The organism is Micromonospora sp. NPDC000121 (genome assembly GCF_042899165.1).
Lineage (GTDB): Bacteria > Actinomycetota > Actinomycetes > Mycobacteriales > Micromonosporaceae > Micromonospora.
On record NZ_JBIAZP010000007.1, the window covers coordinates 234,365 to 259,064 of the forward strand.

At 74.3% G+C, this 24,700-nt stretch carries 27 protein-coding genes; 16 read left to right on the top strand and 11 right to left on the bottom strand.

Features of this window, described 5'->3' with window-relative positions; all coding sequences use genetic code 11:
- The first annotated feature begins 108 nt into the window (after positions 1 to 108).
- Positions 109 to 549 carry a cytidine deaminase gene (locus tag ACFY23_RS21265; RefSeq protein ID WP_350677958.1) on the top strand — a complete coding sequence of 147 codons (441 nt, stop codon included), beginning with the start codon at positions 109 to 111 and terminating at the stop codon, positions 547 to 549.
- Between the two features lie 22 nt (positions 550 to 571).
- Here ACFY23_RS21265 and ACFY23_RS21270 read toward each other — a convergent pair whose 3' ends face one another.
- Positions 572 to 931: a YciI family protein gene (locus ACFY23_RS21270; RefSeq protein ID WP_350677960.1), complete on the bottom strand. Its 360-nt coding sequence runs from the start codon at positions 929 to 931 to the stop codon at positions 572 to 574.
- 125 nt (positions 932 to 1,056) lie between these two features.
- On the opposite strand from ACFY23_RS21270, the gene ACFY23_RS21275 reads away from it, so the two are divergent.
- From ACFY23_RS21275 to ACFY23_RS21290, 4 genes are all read left to right on the top strand, one after another.
- Complete coding sequence (locus ACFY23_RS21275; protein ID WP_350819222.1) at positions 1,057 to 2,103, top strand: iron ABC transporter permease; 1,047 nt, start codon at positions 1,057 to 1,059, stop codon at positions 2,101 to 2,103.
- A 67-nt stretch (positions 2,104 to 2,170) separates the two neighbouring features.
- Entirely contained in the window at positions 2,171 to 3,274 is a 1,104-nt protein-coding gene (locus tag ACFY23_RS21280; RefSeq protein WP_350819223.1) for an iron ABC transporter permease, read from the top strand.
- A gap of 25 nt (positions 3,275 to 3,299) precedes the next feature.
- Complete coding sequence (locus ACFY23_RS21285; protein WP_350682907.1) at positions 3,300 to 4,211, top strand: ABC transporter ATP-binding protein; 912 nt, start codon at positions 3,300 to 3,302, stop codon at positions 4,209 to 4,211.
- Entirely contained in the window at positions 4,211 to 5,155 is a 945-nt protein-coding gene (locus tag ACFY23_RS21290; protein WP_350682905.1) for an iron-siderophore ABC transporter substrate-binding protein, read from the top strand. Before ACFY23_RS21285 ends, ACFY23_RS21290 begins: the two co-directional genes overlap by 1 nt.
- A 300-nt stretch (positions 5,156 to 5,455) precedes the next feature.
- Here ACFY23_RS21290 and ACFY23_RS21295 read toward each other — a convergent pair whose 3' ends face one another.
- From ACFY23_RS21295 to ACFY23_RS21305, 3 genes are all read right to left on the bottom strand, one after another.
- Positions 5,456 to 5,902, bottom strand: a complete 447-nt coding sequence (locus ACFY23_RS21295; protein ID WP_350682903.1) for a DoxX family protein — start codon at positions 5,900 to 5,902, stop codon at positions 5,456 to 5,458.
- 401 nt (positions 5,903 to 6,303) lie between these two features.
- Positions 6,304 to 6,948, bottom strand: a complete 645-nt coding sequence (locus ACFY23_RS21300) for a hypothetical protein (protein WP_350682901.1) — start codon at positions 6,946 to 6,948, stop codon at positions 6,304 to 6,306.
- Positions 6,949 to 7,065: 117 nt separating this feature from the next.
- Positions 7,066 to 7,680 (bottom strand): TetR/AcrR family transcriptional regulator, encoded by a 615-nt coding sequence (locus tag ACFY23_RS21305; RefSeq protein WP_350682899.1) that lies wholly within the window; start codon positions 7,678 to 7,680, stop codon positions 7,066 to 7,068.
- A 71-nt stretch (positions 7,681 to 7,751) separates the two neighbouring features.
- Between ACFY23_RS21305 and ACFY23_RS21310 the strand changes: the two genes are divergently transcribed.
- On the top strand, positions 7,752 to 8,579 hold the full coding sequence (locus ACFY23_RS21310) for a class I SAM-dependent methyltransferase (protein WP_350819224.1): 828 nt from the start codon (positions 7,752 to 7,754) through the stop codon (positions 8,577 to 8,579).
- Positions 8,580 to 8,665: 86 nt separating this feature from the next.
- On the opposite strand, the gene ACFY23_RS21315 is transcribed toward ACFY23_RS21310, so the two are convergent.
- Together ACFY23_RS21315 and trmB are read right to left on the bottom strand one after the other, a co-directional pair.
- Positions 8,666 to 11,170 carry a DUF3516 domain-containing protein gene (locus ACFY23_RS21315; protein ID WP_350682896.1) on the bottom strand — a complete coding sequence of 835 codons (2,505 nt, stop codon included), beginning with the start codon at positions 11,168 to 11,170 and terminating at the stop codon, positions 8,666 to 8,668.
- A 99-nt stretch (positions 11,171 to 11,269) separates the two neighbouring features.
- Positions 11,270 to 11,899, bottom strand: coding sequence for a tRNA (guanosine(46)-N7)-methyltransferase TrmB (trmB, locus tag ACFY23_RS21320; protein ID WP_350682915.1), 630 nt, complete (start codon positions 11,897 to 11,899; stop codon positions 11,270 to 11,272).
- 219 nt (positions 11,900 to 12,118) lie between these two features.
- Here trmB and ACFY23_RS21325 point away from each other — a divergent pair, with 219 nt between their 5' ends.
- Together ACFY23_RS21325 and ACFY23_RS21330 are read left to right on the top strand one after the other, a co-directional pair.
- Positions 12,119 to 12,733, top strand: coding sequence for a hypothetical protein (locus ACFY23_RS21325; protein ID WP_387038702.1), 615 nt, complete (start codon positions 12,119 to 12,121; stop codon positions 12,731 to 12,733).
- A gap of 8 nt (positions 12,734 to 12,741) precedes the next feature.
- On the top strand, positions 12,742 to 13,416 hold the full coding sequence (locus ACFY23_RS21330) for a class F sortase (protein WP_350682894.1): 675 nt from the start codon (positions 12,742 to 12,744) through the stop codon (positions 13,414 to 13,416).
- A 125-nt stretch (positions 13,417 to 13,541) separates the two neighbouring features.
- On the opposite strand, the gene ACFY23_RS21335 is transcribed toward ACFY23_RS21330, so the two are convergent.
- The 3 genes from ACFY23_RS21335 to ACFY23_RS21345 form a co-directional block, all read right to left on the bottom strand.
- On the bottom strand, positions 13,542 to 13,856 hold the full coding sequence (locus tag ACFY23_RS21335; RefSeq protein WP_350682892.1) for an antibiotic biosynthesis monooxygenase: 315 nt from the start codon (positions 13,854 to 13,856) through the stop codon (positions 13,542 to 13,544).
- Between the two features lie 28 nt (positions 13,857 to 13,884).
- Positions 13,885 to 14,682: an exodeoxyribonuclease III gene (locus ACFY23_RS21340; protein ID WP_350682890.1), complete on the bottom strand. Its 798-nt coding sequence runs from the start codon at positions 14,680 to 14,682 to the stop codon at positions 13,885 to 13,887.
- 69 nt (positions 14,683 to 14,751) lie between these two features.
- Positions 14,752 to 15,672: a PAC2 family protein gene (locus ACFY23_RS21345; RefSeq protein WP_350682888.1), complete on the bottom strand. Its 921-nt coding sequence runs from the start codon at positions 15,670 to 15,672 to the stop codon at positions 14,752 to 14,754.
- 419 nt (positions 15,673 to 16,091) lie between these two features.
- Between ACFY23_RS21345 and ACFY23_RS21350 the strand changes: the two genes are divergently transcribed.
- The 3 genes from ACFY23_RS21350 to ACFY23_RS21360 all read left to right on the top strand — a co-directional run bounded on the left by ACFY23_RS21350 (position 16,092) and on the right by ACFY23_RS21360 (position 17,982).
- Positions 16,092 to 16,934: a peptidase M23 gene (locus ACFY23_RS21350; RefSeq protein ID WP_350682886.1), complete on the top strand. Its 843-nt coding sequence runs from the start codon at positions 16,092 to 16,094 to the stop codon at positions 16,932 to 16,934.
- Between the two features lie 105 nt (positions 16,935 to 17,039).
- The gene (locus tag ACFY23_RS21355) at positions 17,040 to 17,183 is read left to right on the top strand and encodes a hypothetical protein (protein WP_350682884.1); all 144 of its coding nucleotides are present in this window, start codon (positions 17,040 to 17,042) and stop codon (positions 17,181 to 17,183) included.
- 31 nt (positions 17,184 to 17,214) lie between these two features.
- Positions 17,215 to 17,982: an EcsC family protein gene (locus tag ACFY23_RS21360; protein WP_350682882.1), complete on the top strand. Its 768-nt coding sequence runs from the start codon at positions 17,215 to 17,217 to the stop codon at positions 17,980 to 17,982.
- A gap of 160 nt (positions 17,983 to 18,142) precedes the next feature.
- On the opposite strand, the gene ACFY23_RS21365 is transcribed toward ACFY23_RS21360, so the two are convergent.
- Positions 18,143 to 18,994: a GDSL-type esterase/lipase family protein gene (locus ACFY23_RS21365; RefSeq protein ID WP_350819225.1), complete on the bottom strand. Its 852-nt coding sequence runs from the start codon at positions 18,992 to 18,994 to the stop codon at positions 18,143 to 18,145.
- Positions 18,995 to 19,183: 189 nt separating this feature from the next.
- The gene (locus tag ACFY23_RS21370; RefSeq protein ID WP_350682878.1) at positions 19,184 to 19,795 is read right to left on the bottom strand and encodes an antibiotic biosynthesis monooxygenase; all 612 of its coding nucleotides are present in this window, start codon (positions 19,793 to 19,795) and stop codon (positions 19,184 to 19,186) included.
- 304 nt (positions 19,796 to 20,099) lie between these two features.
- Here ACFY23_RS21370 and ACFY23_RS21375 point away from each other — a divergent pair, with 304 nt between their 5' ends.
- From ACFY23_RS21375 to ACFY23_RS21395, 5 genes are all read left to right on the top strand, one after another.
- Positions 20,100 to 20,363 carry a DUF6343 family protein gene (locus ACFY23_RS21375; protein WP_350682876.1) on the top strand — a complete coding sequence of 88 codons (264 nt, stop codon included), beginning with the start codon at positions 20,100 to 20,102 and terminating at the stop codon, positions 20,361 to 20,363.
- Between the two features lie 12 nt (positions 20,364 to 20,375).
- Positions 20,376 to 21,788, top strand: coding sequence for an NADP-dependent succinic semialdehyde dehydrogenase (locus tag ACFY23_RS21380; protein WP_350682874.1), 1,413 nt, complete (start codon positions 20,376 to 20,378; stop codon positions 21,786 to 21,788).
- 66 nt (positions 21,789 to 21,854) lie between these two features.
- Positions 21,855 to 22,820 (top strand): TIGR03885 family FMN-dependent LLM class oxidoreductase, encoded by a 966-nt coding sequence (locus tag ACFY23_RS21385; RefSeq protein ID WP_350682872.1) that lies wholly within the window; start codon positions 21,855 to 21,857, stop codon positions 22,818 to 22,820.
- Between the two features lie 28 nt (positions 22,821 to 22,848).
- Positions 22,849 to 24,423 (top strand): Na+/H+ antiporter, encoded by a 1,575-nt coding sequence (locus tag ACFY23_RS21390; protein ID WP_350682870.1) that lies wholly within the window; start codon positions 22,849 to 22,851, stop codon positions 24,421 to 24,423.
- A complete protein-coding gene (locus ACFY23_RS21395) occupies positions 24,420 to 24,677 on the top strand; it encodes a UBP-type zinc finger domain-containing protein (protein WP_350682868.1) in 258 nt (85 codons plus the stop codon). The genes ACFY23_RS21390 and ACFY23_RS21395 overlap by 4 nt, the downstream gene beginning before the upstream one ends.
- Positions 24,678 to 24,700 lie beyond the last annotated feature (23 nt).

Genomic DNA, 24,700 nt, shown 5'->3' on the forward strand with positions numbered 1-24,700 from the left:
CAGCCGGCGGCCGGAACGCCCCCGGGTTACCGGTCCGCCCGCCCGCGGGCGGGCGCCGACGGGTCTAGAGTTGACCGCCGACCGACGTCGAACCCACGGGGATGCGCGATGACGATGCGGGACACCGACCGGGCCCTGGTGCAGGCCGCCACGGCGGTCGCCAAGCTGCGCTGCCGCAGCGAGAACCACACGGTCGCCGCCGCCGCGCGGACCACCGACGGTCGGGTCTTCACCGGGGTGAACGTCTACCACTTCACCGGCGGACCCTGCGCGGAGGTGGTCGCGGTCGGCGCCGCCGCCACCCAGGGCGTCACCGAGCTGGAGACGATCGTCGCGGTGGGCGACCGGGGGCGCGGGGTGATCGCGCCCTGCGGGCGCTGCCGGCAGGTGCTGCGCGACTACTTCCCCACCATCCGGGTCATCGTCGGGCCGATGGACGCGCTGCGCGTGGTGCCGGTCGCCGAGCTGCTGCCCGAGACGTACGTCTGGGCCGACCATCAGCTCGACGGCCCGTCGCTGCCGGCGGCCCGCGGCGGCGGCGAGGGCTGACCGTGAGCGTGGCGGGTTCGGCTCAGTCGCCGGCCGCCGCCTCCAGCATGGACCGGGGGACCGGCACGCTCTCGAACCGCAGATTGCCCTCCGGCACCATCCAGCTCATCACCTGCACGGCCAGCCGCCCGGCCCGCACGGCCGGGTCGTTGCGGTAGAGCTCGCGGGCCTCCTCAGGGCTGATCGAGAGCACGACGAACCCGCGCAGTCGGTCGTCGTCGGCCCCCACGAAGGGCCCCGCCGCCAGGACGAGACCCTGGTCCACCAGCCCCGCCTGGTGGGCCAGATGGGCGTCCTGCAACCGGTCGGCCGCCTCCATCGGCAACTCCGGGGCGTCCGGCGGGCGCACCAGGAGCACCACCGTGTGCTGGTCGAATCGCATCCCTCCAGCGTAGGGCCGGAACCCGCCGCCGGGCGGCGGCGCGGCGGATCGACCCCCGCTGGTTAGGCGGCCCTAACCGGGTGGTCTAAGGTAAGGCGAACCTAAGCACAGCTTGCGGGAGACTCGTGACCACCCTCGCCACCCCACCGGCCCCGGCCGGCACCCGGCGCCGCGCGCACGGCGGCCGCCGGGCGGCGGTCGCCGTCGCCGCCGCGCTGGCGCTGCTGCTGGCCGTGCTGGCGAGCTTCGCGCTCGGCAGCCGGTCGCTCGCCGTCGACGAGGTGTGGCGCGCCCTGGTCGCCCCGGACGGCGGCGAGGCCACCACCATCGTCCGGGAACTGCGGATGCCGCGCACCGCCCTCGGCCTCGCCGTCGGGCTGGCGCTCGCCGTCGCCGGGGTGCTCTTCCAGGCGCTGACGCGCAACCCGCTCGCGGAGCCGCGCATCCTCGGGATCAGCGCCGGCGCCTCGTTCGGCGTGGTGCTCGCCATCTCCGTCTTCGGCGTCGGCACCCTCGCCGGCTACGTCTGGTTCGGCATCGGCGGCGCGCTCCTCGCCGGCCTGCTGGTCTTCGCCGTCGCCACCCGCGCCCGCGAGGGCGCCAGCCCGGTCACCCTCGCGCTGGTCGGCGCGGCCCTCGACGCCAGTCTCGCCTCCGTGGTGTACGCGCTGCTCAGCATCGACGCCCGCACCTTCGAGGACTACCGGTTCTGGGTGGTCGGCGGGCTCACCGGCCGGGACCTCTCGGTGGCCGCCCAGGTGCTGCCGTTCGTGCTCGCCGGGCTGGTGCTGGCCGCCCTCGTCGCCCGCGGCCTGGACGCCCTCGCCCTCGGCGACGACGTGGCCCGGGGCCTCGGCCACCGGATCGGGCTGGTCCGCCTCGGCGGCGGCGCCGCCGCCGTGCTCCTCACCGGGGCGGCCGTCGCCGCCGCCGGCCCGATCGCCTTCGTCGGGCTCGCCGTCCCGCACCTGGCCCGCGCCCTGGTCGGCGCCGACCACCGCTGGACCCTGGCGATCTCCGCGCTGCTCGGGCCTGCGCTGCTGCTCGGCGCCGACGTCGTCGGCCGGCTGGTCTCCCCGCCCGGGGAGGTGCCGGCGGGCATCGTCACCGCCCTCGTCGGCGCCCCGCTGCTGGCCTGGTTGGTCCGCCGCGCGAAGGTGGTGACGGCGTGACCGGCCCCGCCCTGGTCGGCGCCCTGCCGCCCGCCCTGCCCGTTCCCCGCGCGAAGGTGGTGACGGCGTGACCGCCCCCGCCCGCCCCGCCGCCCGGAAGCCGGCCGACCGGCCGACGGGCCGCCCCCGCGCCGGAGTCGTCGCGCTGCCCGGGCGCTCGCTGGTGCGCGTCGGCCCGGTCAGCGTGCAGATCCGCCGCCGCTCGGTGCTGGTCGCCGCCACGCTGGTCGTGCTGCTGCTGGGCGCCGGGGTGCTCAGCCTCTCCCTCGGCACCCCGTACGTCGCCCCGATCGACGTGCTGCGCGCCCTCTCCGGCTCCGGCACCCCGTACGACCTGGTGGTCTTCGACCTGCGGCTGCCCCGCCTGGTGCTGGCCGCGGTGGCCGGCGCGGCCTTCGGGGTCGCCGGCACCCTGATCCAGAGCGTGGCCCGCAACCCGCTCGCCAGCCCGGACGTCGTCGGCATCACCCAGGGCGCGGGCCTCGCCGCCACCGTGGCCCTGACCAGCGGGGCCGCGGCGGTGATCGTGGCGCCGGCGGCGCTGGCCGGCGGCCTGCTCGCCGCCGGGCTGCTGTTCGCCCTCGGCGCCCGGCACGGGCTGGCCGCCCAGCGGTTCGTGCTCGCCGGCGTGGCGGTCGCCTTCGCGCTGCGGGCCCTGACCGAGGTGGTCATGCTGACCGCCGACCCGATCGACGGGCTGCGCGCGCAGATCTGGCTGATCGGCACGCTCGCCGGCAAGGGCTGGACCGAGACCCTCTGGATCGCCGCCACCCTGGTCGCGCTGCTGCCCGTGCTGGCGTGGGCCGGCTGGGCGCTGAACAGCACCGCGCTGGACGACGACACGGCCCGGGGGATCGGCCTGCGCCCGACGGCCCGCCGGATCGGCCTCGCCGGCACCGGGGTGCTGGCCGCCGCGATGGTCACCGCCCAGGTGGGCGCGGTCGACTTCGTCGCCCTGGTCGCCCCGCAACTGGCCCGACGGCTGGTCCGCGCGGAGCGCCCGCCGCTGGTCTGCGCCGCCCTGCTCGGGGCGCTGCTGCTGGTGCTGGCCGACCTGGCCGGCCGGCGGCTCTTCGCCCCCACCCAACTGCCCGCCGGGGTGCTGACCGCCGCCATCGGCGGCCCGTACCTGATCTTCCTGCTGGTCCGCGGCCGTCGGCGGTCCTCGTGATGTCCCACCCTGGCAAGGAGGCATGATGCTCTCCACCCGCGACCTGGTCGCCGGCTACGACGAACGGACCGTGCTGGACGGGCTCGACCTGGACCTGCCCGCCGACGCGTTCACCGTGATCGTCGGGCCCAACGCCTGCGGCAAGTCCACCCTGCTGCGCACCATGGCCCGCCTGCTCACGCCCCGGCGGGGCGCGGTGCTGCTCGACGGCGCCGCCATCCGGGACCTGCCGACCCGCGACGTCGCCCGCCGGCTCGGCGTGCTGCCGCAGAGCCCGCTGGTGCCGGAGGGGGTCACCGTCGCCGACCTGGTCGGCCGGGGCCGGCAGCCGTACCAGCGGTGGTGGCGGCAGTGGTCGGAGGAGGACAGCGCCGCCGTCGACCGGGCCATGGCGCTCGCCGACGTGGCCGGGCTGGCGGGCCGGGCCGTGGACACCCTCTCCGGTGGTCAGCGGCAGCGCGTCTGGATCGCCATGACCCTCGCCCAGGACACCGAGGCGCTGCTGCTCGACGAGCCGACCACCTTCCTCGACCTGGCCCACCAGGTGGAGGTGCTGGACCTGCTGCACCGGCTGCGCGCCGAGCGGGGCCGCACCGTCGTCGCCGTGCTGCACGACCTCAACCAGGCCGCCCGGTACGCCGACCACCTGATCGCGATGCGGTCCGGCGCCGTGGTGGCCGCCGGGCCGCCCCGGGAGATCCTCACCGCCGACCTGGTCCGGGAGGTCTTCGGGCTCGACTGCGTGGTCGTGCCCTGCCCGGTGACCGGGGCGCCCCTCGTGGTGCCCGCGCTCACCAGCCCCTCGCTGACCCGGCCGTCCGACACGGCCGACCTGGTCAGCTCAGCTCCGGAGGGGTTGCCGGCCCCGGCAGCCCGCCCCCCGGCCGAGGACGCGCTCACCCCGCGCACCGGCTCGTACCTTTCGAAAGGAATCTGATGCGTCGTCTCGCCGCCGCCCTCACCGCGGCGCTGGCCCTCGGCGTCGGCCTCACCGCCTGCGGTGAGAGCGACCCGGTCGCCGGCACCACCACCGGGGAGACCCGGGAGATCACCCACGCCATGGGCACCACCAAGGTGCCGGTCGACCCGAAGCGGGTCGTCGTGCTCGACACCGACAAGATCGACACCGCGCTGTCCCTCGGCGTCACGCCGGTCGGCGCCGCCACCGCCGGCGAGGCGAAGAGCTGGCCGACCTACTTCGGCGAGGAGAAGCTCGCCGGCATCAAGGAGGTCGGGGTGCTCACCGAGCCCGACCTGGAGGCCATCAACGCCCTCAAGCCGGACCTGATCCTGGGCAGCAAGTTCCGCCAGGAGAAGTTCTACGACGAGCTGAAGGCCATCGCGCCGACCGTCTTCACCGAGAAGGTCGGCGTCACCTGGAAGGAGAACTTCCTCCTCGACGGCAAGGCGCTCGGCAAGGAGCAGCAGGCCAAGGACCTGCTCACCGCGTACGAGACCCGGGCCAAGGAGTTCGGCGCCAAGCTCGGCAACGCCGCCGACCGCAAGGTGTCCATCGTCCGCTTCATGCCGACCGAGATCCGGGTGTACGGGCCGGACTCGTTCTCCGGCATCGTGATCGGCGACACCGGGCTGGGCCGCCCCGAGCGGCAGCTGCTGACCGGCAAGGAGGACCGGCGGATGGACCGGGTGAGCCCGGAGCGCATTGCCGAGGTCGACGGTGACGTCATCTTCGTGACCGCGTACGGCGAGAAGGCCGCCGCCGAGCAGGCCAAGGTCACCGGCGGAACGCTGTGGAAGGCGCTGCCGGCGGTCAAGGCGGGCAAGTCGCACGTCGTCTCCGACGAGATCTGGATGACCGGCATCGGCGTCGGCGCCGCCAACCGGATCCTCGACGACCTGGAGAAGTACCTCACCGCCTGATCCACGTCCGCCCGGCCCGCCGGGCAACCACCAGTGGTGGGGGGCCCCCCCCCCCGGCGGGCCCCCCCCCCCCCGGCGGGGCGGCCCCCCCCCCGCGGGGGCCGCCGGGGGGGGGGCCCGGGGGGCGGGGGGGGGGCGGGGGCGCCCCCGGCGCCCCCCCCCCCCCGCCCCCACCCCCCCCCCCCCCCCCCCCCGCCCCCCCCCCCCGCCGGCCACCCCCGGGGGGGCCCCCCCCCGCCCCGGGGCCCCCCACCACTGCGTCTCGCGGCGCGGCCCCGGCGAGCGGGATCCGGCTGCGGGTCAGGCGCGGCCGGCGGGGGCCGGTTCGGCGGCCCGGCGGCGGCCGGTCAGCAGGTGGTCGACGCTGAGCCGGCCGGCCCCGACGGCCGCCAGCAGCAGGCTCGCCGCGCCGAGGGCGAGGACCAGCTCGTAGCCGCCCTTGTCCACGAACAGGCCCTTGCCGGCGTGCACGAAGATGAACGCGCCGAGCATGTCCAGCGCGAGCAGGACGCCGGCGATCGGGACGACCGCGCCGAGGATCAGCGCCGCGCCGCCGAGCAGCTCGACGCCCGTGGCGAACCACGCGGACACGGTCGGCAGGGGCACGCCGGCCTGGTCGAAGAAGGCGGCGGTGCCGTCGACGCCGTTGGTGACCAGCTTCTGCCAGCCGTGGGCGAAGAAGACGATGCCGACGCCGATCCGGGCGAGCAGCATCGCGACGTCACGGACGGTAGTGGGCAGGGTCATGGTTCTGCTCCTCATGCTGGGTGGACTGCCGAACGGCCGGTCGGGGTCGACGCGCGCCGTGTCGCGGACGGCCGGCCGCGACGCGACCGGCGGGCGGAACACCTCGCGGCCCGGATCTCGCTCCGCCGGGCCTGTCGGATGCCGCCGGGGACCACCGTACCGGCAGATGGTTGAAGGCTCAATGGTTGACGGTGAAAGTGATTGTCGCCGCGCTGCCGTTCCGCCCCCGACCTGGGCGAATCGCGCCCGAAGAAATGATGTCCGGGGTCGTCGCCGGACGCGGTGGATTTGCCGGAACGGCGAACGCGCCACCTTCCGGGCGCGGTGTCGGCCGGCTCCGGAAGGTGGCGCGCGTCGTGGCCCCGGAGGACCCGTCGGGAGGGCGGGTGATGGTGGACGGGTCAGGCGGCGGTGGCCCAGATCGCCTGGAAGGCGGCCGCCTCGCCGGCCAGCCAGCGCTCGATCTGCTCGGGTCGGGCGTCGGCGGGCATGCGGCGGGCCTCGCCCCGACGGACGTCCACCAGGACCGGCTCGGCGTGCGGGAGCACCGCGTCCATGTGTCGGGCCATCAGGTGCAGGGTGGCCAGCGCCGCCTCCGGGCTGGGCGGGGTCTCGTCGAAGTGCAGGCGGACGGCCTCGGCGCGGCCGTCGGCGTGGCGTACGCCGAAGTGGGGGTTGATCTTGACGGGCAGGTCGCCGAGCATGGCGAGCGCGTCGCGGGTCTGGGTGAGGTCGACGGCCCTCGGCTCGCCGAGGGAGTGCAGCCAGGCCTTCGCGCCGGGCACGAGGGCCTCGTAGAGCGGGCGCCAGCGGGGCTTGACCACGTCGACCACCTGGTCGAGGTGCGTGCCGCCGGTGTGGAAGGCGATGTCGGCCTTGAGTGCCTTGACGAACTGGCCGTGCGGGTTGAACCCGGAGCGGCTGGCCCGCTGCTTGCGCAGGCCCCCGACGAAGGTGGCCTTGGTCGGGCCGGTGCGGTCGACGTAGCGGGTGAAGCCGAGCAGGGTGGCGTAGGGGGTGAGTGGGGCGGAGGCGGGCGTGGTCACGGGCGTCCTCCCAGGTCAGGACCTCGATTAGTACATACATTCTAATCGACGGGTGTGACATCTCCCAGTGCGAAAGGGGTCGCCCCGGTGGCCGGGGTAATCGCGCCGAGGCGTCGTTCAGGGCCGGCGCTGGCGCTCGACGTCGCCGATGACGGTGGTCACGACCTTGTGGACGGCTCCGGTGCTCGGCGGGGTGCCCTCCCGGTCGGCGAGCAGCAGGTGGCCCGTGCCGACGAGCATGGGTGCGAGGGTGTCGATGTCGGCGTCGACGGCGACCCGGCCCAGCTCGCGCTCGGTGGCGAGGTAGGACGTGATCATGGCCGTGGCCTCCGACAGGATCGGCATGCGGGCAGGTCTGGCCTGGCGCAGCCGGGTGAGCAGCTCGTCCCGGGCGAGGATGAGGCGAATGATCGCCAGGGTGACCGCCCCGAACAGCTCCGTCAGTATCCCGGTGAGGTTGTCGACGACGGTGCCCGTGCCGACGGCCTCCTGCAGGGCGGCGGCCTGGGCGTCTATCCGGGCCATCCGATCCAGCACGAACTCGACGAGGAAGGCGTCGAAGTCGGCGAAGTGGCGATGCAGGACCCCCTTGGCGACCCCCGCCTCCGTGGTGACCGCGCGGCTGGTCAGCCCGCTGGGTCCGTGCTGGAGCAGGACGCGTTCGGCGGCGTCGAACAACTGCTCGCGGGCGTCGCGGATGGCCACCCCGGTCGGCACTGTGCGTTCCTCCATCGATGGTTCGTCATGCGGTTGACGAAGTGGGCCGTTGACAAAGTGGGCATGCGCCCACTTAAGGTGGGCGCATGCCCACTCTACCTCCAGAGCATTCCCGGGCCTCCCGGCGCGAGGCCCATCAGGCCCGAGAGATCGCGGAGTCGTTCGGCGTCGACGCGGCACGCTACGACCGGGCCCGGCCCCGCTACCCCAGCGCGATGGTGCGGCGGATCGTCGCCGTCAGTCCCGGACCGGAAGTTGTGAACGTCGGCTGCGGCACCGGCATCGAGGCCCGGCAGTTCCAGGCGGCCGGTTGCGCGGTGCTCGGGGTCGAACCCGACGCGCGGATGGCCGACTTCGCCCGACGCAGCGGGGTCGAGGTCGAGGTGGCGACGTTCGAAGCCTGGGACGCCGCCGGTCGGACGTTCGACGCGGCCATCGCCGGGACGGCCTGGCACTGGGTCGACCCGATCGCCGGCGCGGCCAAGGCCGCCCGGGTGCTGCGGCCCGGTGGCCTTCTCGCGCCGTTCTGGCACGTGTTCCAGCTCCCACCCGATGTGGCGCAGGCCCTCGCCGCGGTCTACCAGCGGGTGGTGCCCGACTCGCCGTTCACCTTCGCACCGGACAAGCAGGGCTTGGACGCGTACCAGCCGCTGGTGACCAGGGCCGCCGACGGGATCCGCGCGGTGGGCGGGTTCGGCGAACCCGAGCAGTGGCGATTCGACTGGGAACAGTCCTACACCCGCGACGAGTTGCTCGACCTGATACCCACCCAGGGTCTTCTCACCCGGCTCCCGCCGAAGGAACTGGCGGAGGTGCTGGACGGGGTCGGGGCCGCTGTCGACGCGTCGGGGGGCAGCGTCACCGTGTCGTACACCACGGTGGCTGTCACGGCGGCACGAACCAGCGGCACCTGACCGGGCCGGGCCCGTTCGTCCACGGCGGGCCCGCGCGCCCGGAAGGGACTGCCCAGCATCGTGGACGGTCTTTCCCGAGCAAGAAACTAGAGCTGCCCCACGGAAGTGACCCGGACGACGGCGGCGCCCGCCTCGTCGGAGGCGGCGAGGTCGACCTCGGCGCTGATGCCCCAGTCGTGGTCGCCCTCCGGGTCGTCCAGGATCTGCCGGACCGTCCACTTCTCCCGGCCCTGCTCGATCATGAGCAGGGCCGGCCCGCGCGCGTCCGGCCCCACCCCGATCGAGTCGTACGCCTCGAAGTACGGCTCCAGCGCGTCGGCCCAGGCGTCCGCGTCCCAGCCCGACGCGCCGTCCAGCTCGCCGAGGTCGTACCAGCGGCGCAGCGCGGCCAGCTCGACCCGGCGGAACAGGGCGTTGCGCACCAGCACCCGGAAGGCGCGGGCGTTGCGGGTGACCGCCGGGACCCGGTCGTCCAGCGCCTCGGCCGCCTCTGCGGCGTCGGTGGGGTTGCGCAGCCGCTCCCACTCGTCGATCAGGCTGGAGTCGACCTGGCGGACCAGCTCGCCGAGCCACTCGATGAGGTCGACCAGCTCCTCGGTCTTCGCGTCCTCGGGCACGGTCTGCCGCAGCGTCTTGTACGCGTCCGCGAGGTAGCGCAGGACGAGGCCCTCGGAACGGGACAGGCCGTAGAACTGGACGTACTCCGTGAAGGTCATCGCCCGCTCGTACATGTCCCGCACGACGGACTTGGGGGAGAGCTGGTGGTCGGCCACCCACGGGTGCCCCTGCCGGTACATCTCGTACGCCGACTCCAGCAGCTCCGCGAGGGGCTTGGGCCAGGTCACCTCGTCGAGCAGTTCGAGCCGGGCCTCGTACTCGATGCCCTCGGCCTTCATCGCGGCGACCGCCTCGCCGCGGGCCTTGAACTGCTGCGCGGAGAGCACCTGGCGCGGGTCGTCGAGGATCGACTCGATCACCGAGAGCACGTCGAGGGCGTACGAGGGGGACTCGACGTCGAGCAGCTCGATCGCCGCGAGGGCCAGCGGCGACAGCGGCTGGTTGAGGGCGAAGTCGAGCTGGAGGTCGACGGTGAGGCGCACCCGCCGGCCGGTCTCGTCCGGCTCGTCGAGCTGCTCGACCACCCCGCCGGCGCGCAGCGCCCGGTAGATCGCGATGGCGCGCCGGATGTGCCGGCGCTGGGCGGCCCGGTCCTCGTGGTTGTCGGTGAGCAGGTGCCGCATCGCCGCGAACGCGTCGCCGGGGCGGCCGATCACGTTGAGCAGCATCGAGTGGCTGACCTGGAAGCTGGACGTCAGTGGCTCGGGCTCGGCCTCGACCAGGCGCTCGAAGGTGGGCTTGCCCCAGCCGATCGACCCCTCCGGCGGCTTCTTGCGCACCACCTTGCGCCGCTTCTTCGGGTCGTCGCCGGCCTTGGCCAGGGCCTTCTCGTTGTCGATGACGTGCTCCGGGGCCTGCACCACCACCCGGCCGATGGTGTCGAAGCCGGCCCGGCCGGCCCGCCCGGCGATCTGGTGGAACTCGCGGGCCTTGAGCAGCCGCGTACGCACGCCGTCGTACTTCGACAGGCCGGTGAACAGCACGGTGCGGATCGGCACGTTGATCCCGACGCCGAGGGTGTCGGTGCCGCAGATGACCTTGAGCAGGCCGGCCTGGGCGAGGGTCTCCACGAGGCGGCGGTACTTGGGCAGCATGCCGGCGTGGTGCACGCCGATGCCGTGCCGGACCAGCCGGGACAGGGTCTTTCCGAAGCCGGAGGTGAACCGGAAGTTCCCGATGGCCTGGGCGATCATGTCCTTCTCGGCCCGGGTGCAGACGTTCACGCTCATCAGGGCCTGGGCGCGTTCCAGGGCGGCGGCCTGGGTGAAGTGCACGACGTAGACCGGTGCCTGCTTGGTCTCCAGCAGCTCCTCCAGGGTCTCGTGCAGCGGCGTCATCGCGTACGAGAAGAGGAGCGGGACCGGCCGCTCGGCCGAGCGGACGACGGCGGTGGGCCGGCCGGTGCGCCGGGTCAGGTCGTCGACGAAGCGGGTGGTGTCGCCGAGCGTGGCCGACATGAGGACGAACTGGGCCTGCGGCAGCTCGATCAGCGGCACCTGCCACGCCCAGCCGCGGTCCGGCTCGGCGTAGAAGTGGAACTCGTCCATGATCACCTGGCCGACGTCGGCCCGGTCGCCCTCGCGCAGCGCGAGGTTGGCCAGGATCTCGGCGGTGCAGCAGATGATCGGGGCGTCCGCGTTGACGCTGGCGTCGCCGGTCAGCATGCCCACGTTGTCGGCGCCGAAGACCTCGCAGAGGGCGAAGAACTTCTCCGACACCAGGGCCTTGATCGGGGCGGTGTAGAAGGTGGTCCGGTCGTCGGCCAGGGCCGCGAAGTGCGCCGCGATCGCGACCAGGCTCTTGCCGGAGCCGGTCGGCGTATTCATGATCACGTTGGCGCCGGAGACGATCTCGATGACCGCCTCCTCCTGGTGGGGGTAGAGGTCGAGACCGCGCTCCTTCGCCCAGCCGGCGAACGCGTCGTAGAGGGTGTCGGGGTCGGCGCTTGTCGGCAGCGCGGCGGTGAGCGTCATAGCGGGTCCCATGGTGCCTGGATCATGCCCCTGCGCGCCAACCGCCGGGCGGGCCGGGGGTGAGGACGGGCGCCTCGCGTGCGGCGAGGTGCCTCCCGTTCACCTCCGGCGGTAGATCAGGTCGAAGATCGGGCGGCCGGCCGTCAGGGCCCGGCGCTCGAACTTGGTGACCGGGCGGTGCGGCGGGCGGGGCGCGAAGCCGTCGTGCGCGTTGACCAGGCCCGGGTCGGCGTCGAGGGTCTCCCGCATCGCCTCGGCGTACTCGGCCCAGTCGGTGGCGCAGTGCAGGGTGCCGCCGGGCGCGAGCCGGGAGCGCAGCAGCGCGACGTGGGCCGGCTGGATGATCCGCCGCTTGTGGTGCCGCGACTTCGGCCACGGGTCGGGGAAGAAGACGTGCACCGCGTCCAGCGCCCCCGCCGGCAGGCCCGCCACCAGGTCCAGCGCGTCGCCCTGCGCCACCCGTACGTTGCGCAGGCCGTGCCGGTCCACGAGGTCCAGTAGGTTGGCGATTCCGGGCGTGTGCACCTCGACCGCCAGATAGTCTCGATCCGGGTCGGCGGCGGCCATCGCGGCGGTGGTGTCGCCCATCCCGGACCCGATCTCCACCACCACCGGGGCCCGACGGCCGAACAGGCCGGCCAGGTCCACCGGCGTGCCGGGCTCGTCCGGGACGAGCAGGCCGTGGACCGGCCAGAGCCGGTCCAACGCCTCCGTCTGGCGGCTGCTCATCCGGCCGCGGCGCGGATGGAAGGTGCGGATCGTCCGGGCGGCGGGCGGCGCGGGCGCGGCGGCGGGAGAGTCGATGGAGGTCACAACGACCCGAGCGTACGCGACGACCGCGCCGTATCGGATGTGATGTTCGCCCGGGGATGAGAGGATCCATCCCGTACGGCAGACCGGGCTCCTGGTGTTGCCCGGCACTGCCTCAACGCGCCGGGAGGTGGCGTCGTGTCAGTGCACCGCGGCGGTCTGGCGCTGGCGATCGCGCTCGCCGGCCCGCTGCTCGCGGCCGCGCCGGCCGGGGCCGCGCCGCCGACCACCGCTTTCCCCGGCTCCGGCCTCCCCGTTGCCGTGGGCGTCCCCGCCGTCGGGTGGCGGGCGGAGCCCGCGCCGGTGGGCCCGCCGCAGCCGAAGCCGCCGGAGCCCACCGTCTTCGTCGAGGTCAGCCCGAGCACCGTGCAGCCGGGCTTCCTCGTCGGCATCCGGGCCAGTTGCCGGGACAACTCGATCCCCGCGACGGTGGTCTCGGACGCCTTCGGGCGGGTGCAGGTGCAGCCGCAGTTCGGGCTGCTGACCGCCGCGCCGATGGTGCGCGAGCGCACCCGGCCCGGCAACTACCGGATCAAGCTGGAGTGCCCCGACGGGGAGACCGCCTCGACCATGCTCCAGGTGGTCAAGGCGGTGAAGCCCAGTCGCGGCCCGGCGACCGGCTTCGGCGGGGGCGATGGCGGGTTCACCGGCGGGCTGCTGCTCCCCGGTGGCCTCGCGCTGACCGTCACCGGCATCGTCCTCGCGGTGGTCGCGGCGCGCCGCCCGCGCTCCGTCCGCGGCACCCGACGCTGAGCCCGCTCATGGCCACCTCGCCCGCCCCGCAGCCGCCCGCAGCGGCCCGCCGGCGTCCGCCACCCGGGCGCCGTCCCTGGTCGGTGCCGCTGGCCGTGGTGCTGGTGCTGGCCGGGGTCTTCGCCACGGGGGCGGGGCTGGGCCGGACCGTCGGGCCGTTCGACTGGGCCGCCGGCGCCGGGGATGCGCGTCCGGCCCGCGGCGAGAGCGGCGCCCTGTCGGCCAGCCGGCCCGTGAGCCTGTCGATTCCCTCGATCGAGGTGTCCGCGCCGGTGGCCCCCGTGGGTCAGGCCCGGGACGGCTCGATCGCCGTTCCGCCGCTGGACCGGGCCGACGAGACCGGCTGGTACGACCGGGGCCCGACCCCGGGCGAGCCGGGCCCGGCGGTCATCGTGGGGCACGTGGACACCAAGAGCGGCCCGTCGGTCTTCTACGACCTGCACAAGCTGCGCCCGGGCGACACGGTCGAGGTGACCCGGGCGGACCGCTCGGTCGTGGTGTTCCGGGTCGACTCGGTGGAGCACTTCCCGAAGGAGCGGCTGCCGGCGGAGCGGGTCTACGGCGACGAGGGCCCGCCGGGGCTGCGCCTCATCACCTGCGGCGGCGACTGGCTCGGCGGCCGGACGGGCTACGCCGACAACATCATCGCCTTCGCCACCCTGCTCTCCTCCCGCCCCGCCTGACCCCGGCCACATCCCCTCGCCCCGGGACCTCCGCCCCGTCGACCACGAGACCGGCGGCAGCGTCGATCTCCTCGGCTGCCGCCAACCCCGTGATCGGCGGGGAAAGCGACGGGAGGGAGGATGGGTCAGGGGCGGGGCGGGACCTGCTGGACGACCTCGAACTCCAGGAGGCTGGCGCCCGAGGCGACCGGGGGACGCCGCTCGCCGGTGCCGGCGTGGGCGGCGCGGGCGGGGCCGGCGGCCCACGCCTGGTAGGCCTCCTCGCTCTCCCACCGGGTGTACACGAAGTAGCGGTTCTCCCCGGCGACCGGGCGGAGCAGCTCGAAGCCGAGGAACCCGGGGGAGTTCTCCACGGCGCCGGCGCGGGCGGCGAACCGCTTCTCCAGCTCCTCGCCCGCGCCGGGTGGGACGTCGATCGCGTTGATCTTCACGACTGCCATGGCTCCACCCTAGTCACGCCGCCGGGGCTCAGAACGACTCGACCGCCGGAACCAGGTCGGCGTCGACCACGATCGGGGCGTGGTCGGACGGGCCCTTGCCCTTGCGGGCCTCCCGGTCCACGTACGCCGAGCGGACCGCCCGGGCGAACGGCGCCGAGGCGTACACCAGGTCGATCCGCATGCCCTTGTTCTGGTGGAACATGCCCGCGCGGTAGTCCCAGTAGGTGAACGGGTGCGGCCCCTTCATCGGGGTGGGCACCACGTCGGAGAGACCGAGGTCGCGCAGCTCGGCGAGGGCCGCCCGCTCCGCCGGGGTGACGTGGGTGGAGTGGGTGAACACCGCCGGGTCCCAGACGTCGGCGTCGGTCGGGGCGACGTTGAAGTCACCGCAGACGGCCAGCGGCACCCCGCTCGCCAGCTCCGTCTCCAGGGCGTCCCGCAGCGCCGCGAACCAGGCCAGCTTGTACGCGTAGTGCGGGTCGTCCGGCGTGCGGCCGTTCGGCACGTACACCGACCAGACCCGCACCCCGTCGCAGGTCGCGGAGATGGCCCGGGCCTCCGGCTCGGGGAACCCGGGCTCGCCCGGGAACCCCACCACCACGTCGGCCAGGCCGACCCGGGACAGGATGGCCACCCCGTTCCACCGGCCGTCGCTGTGGCTGGCCACGTGGTAGCCCAGCTCGCCGACCTCGGCCACCGGGAAGGCCCCGTCCGGGCACTTCGTCTCCTGCAGGCAGACGACGTCCGGCCCGGTGCCGGCCAGCCAATCCAGCAGCCGGGGCAGGCGGGCCTTCACCGAGTTCACGTTCCAGGTCGCCAGGCGCATGGGTCCAGCCTGCCCCATCCGCGCCCGTGCCGCCGCGTCAGCTCCCGGGGTGTCGCGCCGACGGCCCGGTCAGGTGTTCGGGGTGTCGCCCGGGCGGGTCTGCTCGGCCAGGAACCGCTCCAGCTCGGCGCCCAGCTCGTCGGCGGTGGGCAGCGGCCCCGTCTCCCTGGCGAGCAGGCTCCGCTCGCCCCGGCCGCGCGCGAACGCGTCGTACTGCTCCTCGAGGGCCTGCACCAGTTGGGCGGCCTCGTCGGTCTGCGCGACCTGCCGGTCGATCTCCTGCCGGACCACCTCGGCGGCCGAGCGCAGCCCGTCGCGCGGCAGCAGCAACCCGGTGCTGCGGGACACGGAGGCGAGCAGCACCTCGGCGGCGGCCGGGTACTCGGTCTGCGCCACGTAGTGCGGCACGTGGGCGGCGAAGCCCAGGGCGTCGCGGCCCAGCTCGCCGAGGCGGAACTCCAACAGGTGCCCGACGCTGCCCGGCACCTGCACCCGCTGCAACCACGGCTCGTAGCCGGCGATCAGCTCGCGCCGGGTCGCGTGCGCGGTCACCCCGGCGGGGCGGGTGTGCGGCACGGCCATCGGGATCGCGTTCAGCCCCACGGTGAGCCGGACGTCCAGCCGCGCGGCGAGCGCGCCGACGGCGGCCACGAAGCGCTCCCACTGCAGGTCCGGCTCGGGGCCGGTGAGCAGCAGGAAGGGCGTCTCGTCGTCGTCGCGCAGCACGTGCAGCTCCAGCGCCGGGGCGTCGTACGCCTCCCAGTGGTCCTCGACGAAGGTCATCACCGGCCGGCGCGAGCGGTAGTCGAAGAGCTGGTCGACGTCGAACCGGGCGATCGGGCGGGAGTCCAGCGAGGTGAGCAGCTGCTCCCTGGCCAGTCGGGTGGCGCTGCCGGCGTCGACGAACCCGGTGAGGGCCTGGATCAGGACGGGCTGACCGAGGTCGGGCAGCTCGTCGATGAGTTCGTAGAGCTCGTGTGGGTCGAGCACCGGTGCGGACCTCCCTGGTCGTGCGTACGGGTCGCCGCGCGGGCGGCACCCGTTCGGGGAACGTACCCGCCATCCTCGTGCATTCCTGCCGGCGGCTCCCCAGGGGCCGCCGGGTGATCAGCAATCGGGGCGTATCCCCGCAACTCCACCGTCGGACGCCCAGCGATGGCCGAGAGGTGGACAGCCCTGTCGGCCGAAAGGGTGAACTCGGGGATCATGCGCTCGTCGCCCCCGCTTCGTCCCCCTTCGGTGCGCCCGAGGGGTGCCCGGGCGTCGTCGCGAGGTCTGCCCGGTCTGCGAGGTGCGGCCCCGGTTCGCCCCAGAACCGCCGCGGCGTCCCGTCGGTGGGGGCGGTTTCGTGAAAAATGCCACGAGATCACCTCAGGTGATCGGTGTTTGCGTCTGCCTAGCCTCGGCTGATGCGTGACGACCGCACCCTCGACCACCAGATCACCCCCGGTGACCCGATCGACCGTTCGGACGATACCCCCTCGCACGATCGGCCGGCGGGCCTCCGCTCCGCCGGGACGTACGCCCGGATGCTGCTGCCCGCGCCGGCCCGTGCCCGGGTCGCCCTCGCCGTCGGCGTGCTGTGCTGCCTCGGCCTGACCGCCGTCGCCCAGGGCGCCCGGGACGACTCCGTCGACGCCGCCCCCGTTGCCGCCCCCTCCGCGCTCGCGGAGCGCGCCGAGGGTGACCCCGCCTCGCGCGGCATGGAGCGTGCCCCCTCCGCCACTCCCGCCAGCCCGACCCCCGCCGCCGACCCGGACACCGCCACCCCCGCCCCGAAGAAGACCAAGCGCAAGCCCGTCGACCCCGCTCCCGTGGCCGGTCTCGACAACGCCCAGATGGAGAACGCCGAGGTGATCGTGCGGACGGGGCAGAAGATGGACATGCCCCGGCGCGCGTTCGTCATCGCGGTCGCCACCGCGATGCAGGAGAGCAACCTGTACAACGTCGCCAGCGGGGTGCTGCCCGAGTCCCAGAACTACCCACACCAGGGCATCGGCTGGGACCACGACTCGGTCGGGCTGTTCCAGCAGCGTTCCAGCAGCGGGTGGGGCGAGGTGGGGCAGCTCATGGACCCGGAGTTCGCCACCCGGCAGTTCCTCTCCGCGCTGGCGCAGGTGCCCGGCTGGCAGCGCATGCGGCTGACCGACGCCGCCCAGGCGGTGCAGATCTCGGCCTACCCCGAGCACTACGCCAAGCACGAGTGGCGGGCCGCAGAGGTCGTCGAGGCGATCCTGGAGGCCGGGCAGTAGTCTTCCCGCGACCACAGTGGACGGTTGCGGTTCGGGCGTCCCGGGTACAGATGTTGTCGCTCCGAGGTACACATGGAAGAGGCACCACGACAGGAGGACGACGACATGTCTCTGATGCAGCGGATCAGCACCTTCCTGCGCTCGCCCAAGGGCCAGCAACTGATCAACCGCGGCCGGCGCGAGCTGGCCAAGCCCGGCACCCAGCAGAAGCTGAGGGGCCTCGCGGCCAAGCTCCAGAACCGCCGCTGACCGACGACTCGCCGACCCCTCGGGAGAACCTGTGACCGATTCCGCGCCCGCCGACGGCCAGCCCACCCAGCCCGCCGCGGGAGCGCCCCAGCCGCCGACGGTGGTGCCGACGCCTCCGCAGGACGTCCCGGAGGCGCCGCCGCTCAAGCTCTGGGACCGGATGCGGGAGGATCCGCAGTACGCCCCGGAACACCTCGCCCTGGAGGCCGTGCGCCGGCTGGGGCCGGAGGCGGCGCAGTGGGCCGCGCGGGCCCGGGCCGAGCAGCCCGGGGCCTCCGTCGAGGCCCTGGCGGAGCAGGCCGTACGCAAGTTCGTCAACCACGCCCGGCTCTCCGGCGCCGTGTCCGGGGCGGCCGGGCTGCCCGGCGCCGTGATCGACGTGGGCGTGCTGGCCTGGACCCAGGCCCGGATGGTGCTGCACATCGCCGCCGCGTACGGCGTCGACCCGCTGCACTCCGACCGGGCCACCGACCTGCTGGTGTTGCAGAAGGTGCACAAGGTGGCCGAGACCGCGCGGCTCGCGCTCGGGGTGGCCGCCGGGCGGGAGCGCGCCGGTGCCCTGTTCGGCAGCGGCGGGCAGAACCCGCTCGGCAGGGTGATGCTGCGCCTGGGCGTACGGCTGGCCCAGATGGCCGGGGTGCGCGCGGCGAAGCGGCTCTTCGCCAAGGTGGTGCCCGGGGCGGCGATCATCCTCGGCACCTGGGCGAACTCGTCGGCCACCAAGGACCTGGCCGAGCGTTCCCGCGCCCTCTACCGCCACCACGGCGCGCCCGCCATCCCCGGGCCCCGCCGACCCTGATCCCTCGGGTCGGCCCGCCGTCCGTGACGGTTTCGGCCGGTCCGTGCCGGCCACTACCGGTCCGGCCGGTCCGCGCCGTCGTTTGACCGGTTCGACCGGCCCATGCGCGGGTTCGGCCGGTTCAGGCGGTCCGTGCCGGGGTTGACCGGTCTGCGCCGGTTCAGGAGGCGAGGCCCAAGGCGCGCCAGGCCACCTCGGCCAGGCGGTCCTGGCCGGCGGCGTTGGGGTGGAACCAGTCCAGCGGGTTGACGAGGTCCAGGTCGAACCGCACCCGGTGCACCGCCCCGCCGTCGTATCGGCAGCGTGAGCCGTACGCCTTGCAGGCGGCGGCGAGCTGGGCGTTGTAGTCGTCGATCCGCTCCCGGACGGCCGCCCGGCGGGCCCTGTCCAGCGGGTCCGTCGAGGCCGGGTTGGCCAGCAACGCCGGGCAGACGCCCCGCTTCCAGGCCCGGACCGCCCGGCTGTCGGTGTGCCCGACCTCCCAGAGCCGGTACAGGTCCGGGACGCTGACCACCAGCACCCGTGCCTTCGGCCGGCCCTGCCGCAGCACCCGCAGCCCCCGGTCCACCTCGGCGCGGAACCGCGTCACGGGCGTCATGGCCTCGATGCCGCCCCGGCACACGTCGTTGGCGCCGATCAGCACGGTCACGTGGTCGACGCGGTCGCGTACCGCCTGCCGGGCCTGTCCCGCCAGCGCCTCGGCGCGCGCCCCCGGGCGGGCGTGGTTGTAGGCCCGGCCGCGGATGGCGGGGGTGCGGTCGAGCAGCCGGCGGTAGATGCTGTCCACGCGCAGCCCGTCCCCGGTGGACCAGGAGTTGCGCTGGCACGAGGTGAGCACCAGGCAGGAGCCGAAGCCGGTGCTGATCGAGTCGCCGAGCGCCGCGATGCCGCCGGACGCGCCCGGCGACGGCGTCTCGCGTGGCGGGCGGGAGCCGGAGCCCCCGCCGCCCTCGCAGGCGAGGGCGACCAGGGCCAGCAGACAGGCGACGGCGGCGACCCAGCGTCGAGGCATCTCTTCCCCAGTCCCGCAGCGGAGAGCAACAGCGCGGTAACTGTAAGCGCTGGCCCGGGTGCGGTCACCTGCTGCTGTCGGCTATGCGGCACAGCCCTGTCCCGCCGCGCCTCGACGTGCTATCGGCCGCCGTCCGTCGGTCGGGCGCCGGGGCCACTCAACGGGCCCGGCGTCGGACCCGGCGAGTGGTCAGCGGGCCGGGCGCCACGGCGGGCGCTGCCCGTGCAACCACCAGTGCAGGGCTCTCGTGATCCGGGGCAGCACCACGTAGGTCATCAGCGGGGTCAGCGTGAGGGTCATCAGCAGCACCCGGGCGGCCGCCGGCACGTCGGCGAGGAACCGGCCGGTCAGCAGCGTCGCGGTGAGGCTGAGCGGGAAGAAGGCCAACCAGATCGTCACGGCCTGCTTCCAGCGCGGCGGGGACGGCGGCGGCACGGTGGGATCGGCGTCGACCGGCACCGTCTCGACGACGTGCTCCCGCGGCGGGTCGAACCAGCCCTCGATCCCGGTGCGCCGCTCCACCCGGGTGTGCTCGACGATGCCCTGCGCCGAGGACAGCCACCAGTGCCGCTGCGGCGACTCCTCCCACCGGCGCAGCGTCTCGTGGTCGGCGAAGCGGTAGATGATGTGCCATTCGCCGGAGCCGGGCGCGCTGCGTACCCAGCCGGACCCGAGGAACCCCGGGAACGCCTCGGCCAGCGCCGTGCCGGCCCGCATCCAGGCCACCATCTCGCTGGTCCGGGCGGGGTCGGTGCGCCGCGCGACGGCGACGGTCACCGGCAGCGCGTGGGTCATCGTCATGCCGACCATCCTCCCCGGCCGGAGCGGGATCCGACGGCTCTCGGCGCACGGGTGTAACGCACCTTACCGGCGGCGTGACGCGGCCCACGCGGCCCGCACCTCGCCTCACGGCCGGCGACGGAATTTTTCGGAGGTCGGTGGTCGGCGCGCCCGTGTGCGCAGCCCTCGCCGGGGGAGGCGGCGGCGCGGGGCGCGCGACGGGGCCGACCGGGGACCGCCGGCCCGGCCCCGCCCGCGCGCAGGCCGCCGGGGCGGGGTTGCCGCGGAGCGGGTTAAGCCGGCCCGTCGGGGGTAGGTCCGTGCAATGACGAGATCGCAGCCCCGGCGCGCCCGTGGCACGGTCGGCCACGCCTACAGCGCGCTCAACATGCGGCTCCTGCTCGCCGGGTTCGGGCTGGTCACCATGGCCGTGTTCGCGGTGCTGGCGTTCCGTGCCGACCTGGTGTGGCTGGGAGTTCTCTGCGTGGTCTTCGCCGTGGTCGCCGTGGTCGACCTGATCATCATCCAGCGCCGCCGTGCCGCCCGCCGCCGGGAGGAGCCGGGCGCCCGCCACTCACTCTTCGAGTGACAGGAGTACGAGATGCCCATCGCGACCATCAACCCCGCCACGGGACAGGTGCTCAAGAGCTACGACCCGATGTCGGCCGAGCAGATCGACGCCGCCATCGAGCGCGCCGACCTGGCGTACCGCCAACTGCGGGGCACCACGATCGTGCAGCGCGAGCGGTGGCTGAGCGCGGCGGCCGACCTGCTGGAGGCGGAACGCGACGAGACCGCCCGGCTGATGACCACCGAGATGGGCAAGACGTACGCGGCGGCCAAGGCCGAGGTCACCAAGTGCGCCACGGCCTGCCGCTTCTACGCGGCGAAGGGCGCCGAGTTCCTCGCCGACGAGCCCGCCGACGCGGCGGCGGTCAAGGCCACCCGGGCGTTCGTCCGTTACCAGCCGATCGGGCCGGTGCTCGCGGTGATGCCGTGGAACTTCCCGCTCTGGCAGGTGATGCGCTTCGCCGCACCGGCGCTGATGGCCGGCAACACCGGCCTGCTCAAGCACGCCTCCAACGTGCCGCAGACCGCGCTGCTGCTGGAGGACCTTTTCCGCCGCGCCGGCTTCCCGGAGGGGGCGTTCACCACGCTGCTGGTCGGCTCGGCCGAGGTCGACCGGGTGCTCAGCGACCCCCGCGTACGCGCGGCGACGCTGACCGGAAGCGAGGGCGCCGGCCGCTCGATCGCCCAGATCGCCGGCCGGGAGCTGAAGAAGACGGTGCTGGAGTTGGGCGGCAGCGACCCGTTCGTGGTGATGCCCTCGGCGGACCTCGATCGGGCCGCCGAGGTGGCGACCACCGCCCGCTGCCAGAACAACGGCCAGTCCTGCATCGCCGCCAAGCGGTTCATCGTGCACGCCGACGTGTTCGACGCCTTCGCCGAGAAGTTCGCCGCGCACATGTCGGCCCTGCGGGTCGGCGACCCGATGGACGCCGACACCGACGTCGGCCCGCTGGCCAGCGAGAGCGGGCGCGACGAGATCCACGCCCAGGTGCGGGACGCGGTCGACAAGGGGGCCACCGTGCTCTGCGGCGGCGAGCCGCCCGCCGGCCCGGGCTGGTTCTACCCGCCGACCGTGGTGACCGACCTGAGCCCGGAGATGCGGATGTGGTCCGAGGAGGTCTTCGGTCCCGTCGCCGGCCTCTACCGGGTGTCGTCGTACGACGAGGCGATCGAGGTGGCCAACGGCACCGCCTTCGGGCTCGGGTCGAACGCCTGGACCCGCGACCCCGAGGAGCAGGAGCGCTTCGCCACCGACCTGGACGCCGGCAACGTCTTCCTCAACGGGATGACCACGTCCCACCCGGAACTGCCCTTCGGCGGGGTGAAGAACTCCGGCTACGGCCGGGAGCTCTCCGCGCTGGGCATGCGCGAGTTCTGCAACACCAAGACCGTCTGGGTTGGCGAGGGGGCCGCCACGGTCGGCGCGGGCGCGCACGCCGAGTAGCGGCGCCCGAGCGCGTCGGGCGGGGACAGCTTTAGTCGGACACCGTCATGGGTACGGAGTGACGCCATGACGGTGTTCGGCTTCCACGCGTCCCACGAGCAGATCCATCCCCGCGCCCTGCTGGACGCGGTGGTCCACGCCGAGCGGGCGGGCTTCGACGCCGCCATGTCCTCGGACCATTTCTCCCCCTGGAGCGAGCGGCAGGGCCAGTCCGGCTTCGCCTGGTCCTGGCTGGGCGCCGCGCTCCAGGCCACCAACCTGCCGTTCGGCGTGGTCAACGCCCCCGGCCAGCGTTACCACCCGGCGATCGTCGCGCAGGCGATCGGCACCCTCGCGGCGATGTACCCGGGCCGGTTCTGGGCCGCGCTGGGCACCGGCGAGGCGAGCAACGAGCACATCACCGGCGACGGCTGGCCGCGCAAGGACGTCCGCAACGCCCGGCTGCGCGAGTGCGTGGACGTGATCCGCGCGCTGCTGGCCGGCGAGGAGGTCAGCCACGACGGCTTGGTCCGCGTCGACCGGGCCAGGCTGTGGACCCGGCCGGAGCAGCCGCCGGCGCTGATCGGCGCGGCGGTCAGCGTGGCCACCGCCCGCTGGTGCGCCGAGTGGGCGGACGGGCTGATCACCGTGAACGCGCCGGCCGCGCACCTGCGGCAGATGATCGAGGCGTACCGGGGCGCCGGCGGGCGCGGGCCGCTGCACCTGCAGGTGCACCTGAGCTGGGCGCCGGAGCAGGCCGAGGCCGAGCGGCTCGCGTACGACCAGTGGCGCGGCAACGTCTTCGCGCCGCCGGTCTGCTGGGACCTGGACACCGCGGAGCACTTCGACGCGGTATCGGAGCAGGTGCCGATGGAGCGGGTCCGCGAGGTCGTCAACGTCTCCGCCGACCTGGGTCGGCACGTCGGCTGGCTCGAGGAGTACCTGGACCTCGGCTTCGACCAGATCGCCCTGCACCACGTCGGGCAGGAGCAGCGGGCCTTCATCGACACGTTCGGAGCGGAGGTGCTGCCGAAGCTGCGCAGCGTCGGGTGAGCGGAGCGGGCCCCTAGGCTCGTACCCCATGGAACCTCTGTTCGACGTCGTCGTCTTCCTCGCGATCGCGACGCTGGGCGCGGCGTTGGCCCGGAGGCTCGGGCTGCTCGCGCCGATCCTGCTCGTGGTGCTCGGCCTCGCCCTCGCCTTCGTGCCGGGCTTCCCGCAGGTGCGGCTCGACCCCGAACTGGTGCTCGTGGGCATCCTGCCGCCCCTGCTCTACGTCGCGGCGCTCGAGACCTCGGTGCCGGCGTTCCGGCTCAACCTGCGGCCGATCCTGCTGCTCGCCGTCGGGCTGGTGCTGTTCACCGCGTTCGCGGTCGGCCTCGTCGTACATCTGATGCTGCCGGCGGTGCCGTTCGCGGTCTGCCTGGCCCTCGGCGCGGTGGTCGCGCCGCCCGACGCCGTCGCCGCCACCGCGGTGGCCCGGCGCATCGGGCTGCCCCGGCGGGTCGTGACGATCCTCGAGGGGGAGAGCCTGCTCAACGACGCGACGGCGCTGGTGCTGCTGCGCGTCGCCACCCTGGCCAGCATCGGTGCCGCCGTCGGCGTCACCGAGGTGGCCGTGGAGGTCGTCACGGCCACCGGCGGCGGCATCGTGGTCGGCGTGCTCGGCGCGGTCGTCTTCGGCTTCCTGCACCGGCACATCACCGACCCGCTGCTGGACAACGCGCTGTCGCTGATCATCCCGTTCGCGGTCGCCTTCGCCGCCGAGGAGATCCACGCCTCCGCCGTGGTCGCGGTGGTGGTCACGGGACTGGCGCTCGGGCACCGGCTGCCCCGGCTGATGTCGGCCGCGTCCCGACTCCAGGTCGGGGCGTTCTGGCGGCTGACCCGGTTCCTGCTGGAGGGCCTGGTCTTCCTGCTGGTCGGCCTCCAACTGCCGGAGGTGCTGCGGGAACTCGACGAGCCGGCCGGATTCCTGGTCGCGATCACCGCGGCGGTGCTGCTCGCCGTCTTCCTGACCCGGTTCGTCTGGCTCTTCCCGGCCACCTACCTGGCCCGGCTGGTGCCCGGGATCCGTCGCCGGGAGCCCCCGCCGTCGCCGCGCTACCCGATCGTGCTCGGCTGGGCCGGTATGCGCGGCGTGGTCACCCTGGCCGCCGCCCTCGCCCTGCCGCTCACCCTCGCCGACGGCGAGTCCTACCCGCGCGCGCTGTTCATCTGGCTGGCCTTCGCGGTGATCGTGGTGACCCTGGTCGGCCAGGGCGCCACCCTGCCGCTGGTGGCCCGCCGGATGCAGTTGCCGCCCGACGACCCGGTGCAGGACGCGCTCTCCGCCGCGGGCGTGCAGCAGCAGGCCAGCCGCGCGGCGCGGGAGCGCCTCGACGCGCTCGCCGACACCGCCCCCGCGCCCGTGGTCGAGCGGCTGCGCCGGGTGCTGGACGAGCGCACCAACCTGGCCTGGGAGCGTCTCGGCGGCACCGCGCGGGAGACGCCCTCCCAGGCGTACGGTCGGCTGCGGCAGGAGATGATCGACGCGGAGCGGGAGGTGTTCCGGGACGCCCGGGACTCCGGCCGCATTCCCGAGGAGGTGCTTGTGCGCGCCTACCGGGAGCTGGACCTGGAAGAGTCGTTGCTGCGGCGGGAGGTCGTGGAGTGAGTTGTCAGCACCTGACCGGGGCGGGCGACGCCGTGCCGGAGACCACCGACGTCTGCCCGGAGTGCGTGGCCATCGGCAACGAGTACTGGGTGCACCTGCGGTCCTGCCTCACCTGCGGGCACGTCGGCTGCTGCGACTCCTCGCCGCACCAGCACGCCTCGGCGCACTTCGCCGAAACCGCACACCCGGTCATGCGGTCGATCCAGCCGGGGGAGAGCTGGCGCTGGTGCTTCGTGGACGAGGAGATCGGCTGAGCCCGCCCCGGAGTCAGGTCGGG

Bases quoted from the DNA above. Each gene is read 5' to 3' on its own strand.
- ACFY23_RS21265 (WP_350677958.1), top strand. From the start codon at position 109: ATGACGATGCGGGACACCGACCGGGCCCTGGTGCAGGCCGCCACGGCG.
- ACFY23_RS21270 (WP_350677960.1), bottom strand. From the start codon at position 931: ATGCGATTCGACCAGCACACGGTGGTGCTCCTGGTGCGCCCGCCGGAC.
- ACFY23_RS21285 (WP_350682907.1), top strand. From the start codon at position 3,300: ATGCTCTCCACCCGCGACCTGGTCGCCGGCTACGACGAACGGACCGTG.
- ACFY23_RS21290 (WP_350682905.1), top strand. From the start codon at position 4,211: ATGCGTCGTCTCGCCGCCGCCCTCACCGCGGCGCTGGCCCTCGGCGTC.
- ACFY23_RS21295 (WP_350682903.1), bottom strand. From the start codon at position 5,902: ATGACCCTGCCCACTACCGTCCGTGACGTCGCGATGCTGCTCGCCCGG.
- ACFY23_RS21305 (WP_350682899.1), bottom strand. From the start codon at position 7,680: ATGGAGGAACGCACAGTGCCGACCGGGGTGGCCATCCGCGACGCCCGC.
- ACFY23_RS21310 (WP_350819224.1), top strand. From the start codon at position 7,752: ATGCCCACTCTACCTCCAGAGCATTCCCGGGCCTCCCGGCGCGAGGCC.
- ACFY23_RS21315 (WP_350682896.1), bottom strand. From the start codon at position 11,170: ATGACGCTCACCGCCGCGCTGCCGACAAGCGCCGACCCCGACACCCTC.
- trmB (WP_350682915.1), bottom strand. From the start codon at position 11,899: ATGAGCAGCCGCCAGACGGAGGCGTTGGACCGGCTCTGGCCGGTCCAC.
- ACFY23_RS21330 (WP_350682894.1), top strand. From the start codon at position 12,742: ATGGCCACCTCGCCCGCCCCGCAGCCGCCCGCAGCGGCCCGCCGGCGT.
- ACFY23_RS21335 (WP_350682892.1), bottom strand. From the start codon at position 13,856: ATGGCAGTCGTGAAGATCAACGCGATCGACGTCCCACCCGGCGCGGGC.
- ACFY23_RS21340 (WP_350682890.1), bottom strand. From the start codon at position 14,682: ATGCGCCTGGCGACCTGGAACGTGAACTCGGTGAAGGCCCGCCTGCCC.
- ACFY23_RS21350 (WP_350682886.1), top strand. From the start codon at position 16,092: ATGCGTGACGACCGCACCCTCGACCACCAGATCACCCCCGGTGACCCG.
- ACFY23_RS21355 (WP_350682884.1), top strand. From the start codon at position 17,040: ATGTCTCTGATGCAGCGGATCAGCACCTTCCTGCGCTCGCCCAAGGGC.
- ACFY23_RS21365 (WP_350819225.1), bottom strand. From the start codon at position 18,994: ATGCCTCGACGCTGGGTCGCCGCCGTCGCCTGTCTGCTGGCCCTGGTC.
- ACFY23_RS21370 (WP_350682878.1), bottom strand. From the start codon at position 19,795: ATGACGATGACCCACGCGCTGCCGGTGACCGTCGCCGTCGCGCGGCGC.
- ACFY23_RS21375 (WP_350682876.1), top strand. From the start codon at position 20,100: ATGACGAGATCGCAGCCCCGGCGCGCCCGTGGCACGGTCGGCCACGCC.
- ACFY23_RS21380 (WP_350682874.1), top strand. From the start codon at position 20,376: ATGCCCATCGCGACCATCAACCCCGCCACGGGACAGGTGCTCAAGAGC.
- ACFY23_RS21385 (WP_350682872.1), top strand. From the start codon at position 21,855: ATGACGGTGTTCGGCTTCCACGCGTCCCACGAGCAGATCCATCCCCGC.
- ACFY23_RS21390 (WP_350682870.1), top strand. From the start codon at position 22,849: ATGGAACCTCTGTTCGACGTCGTCGTCTTCCTCGCGATCGCGACGCTG.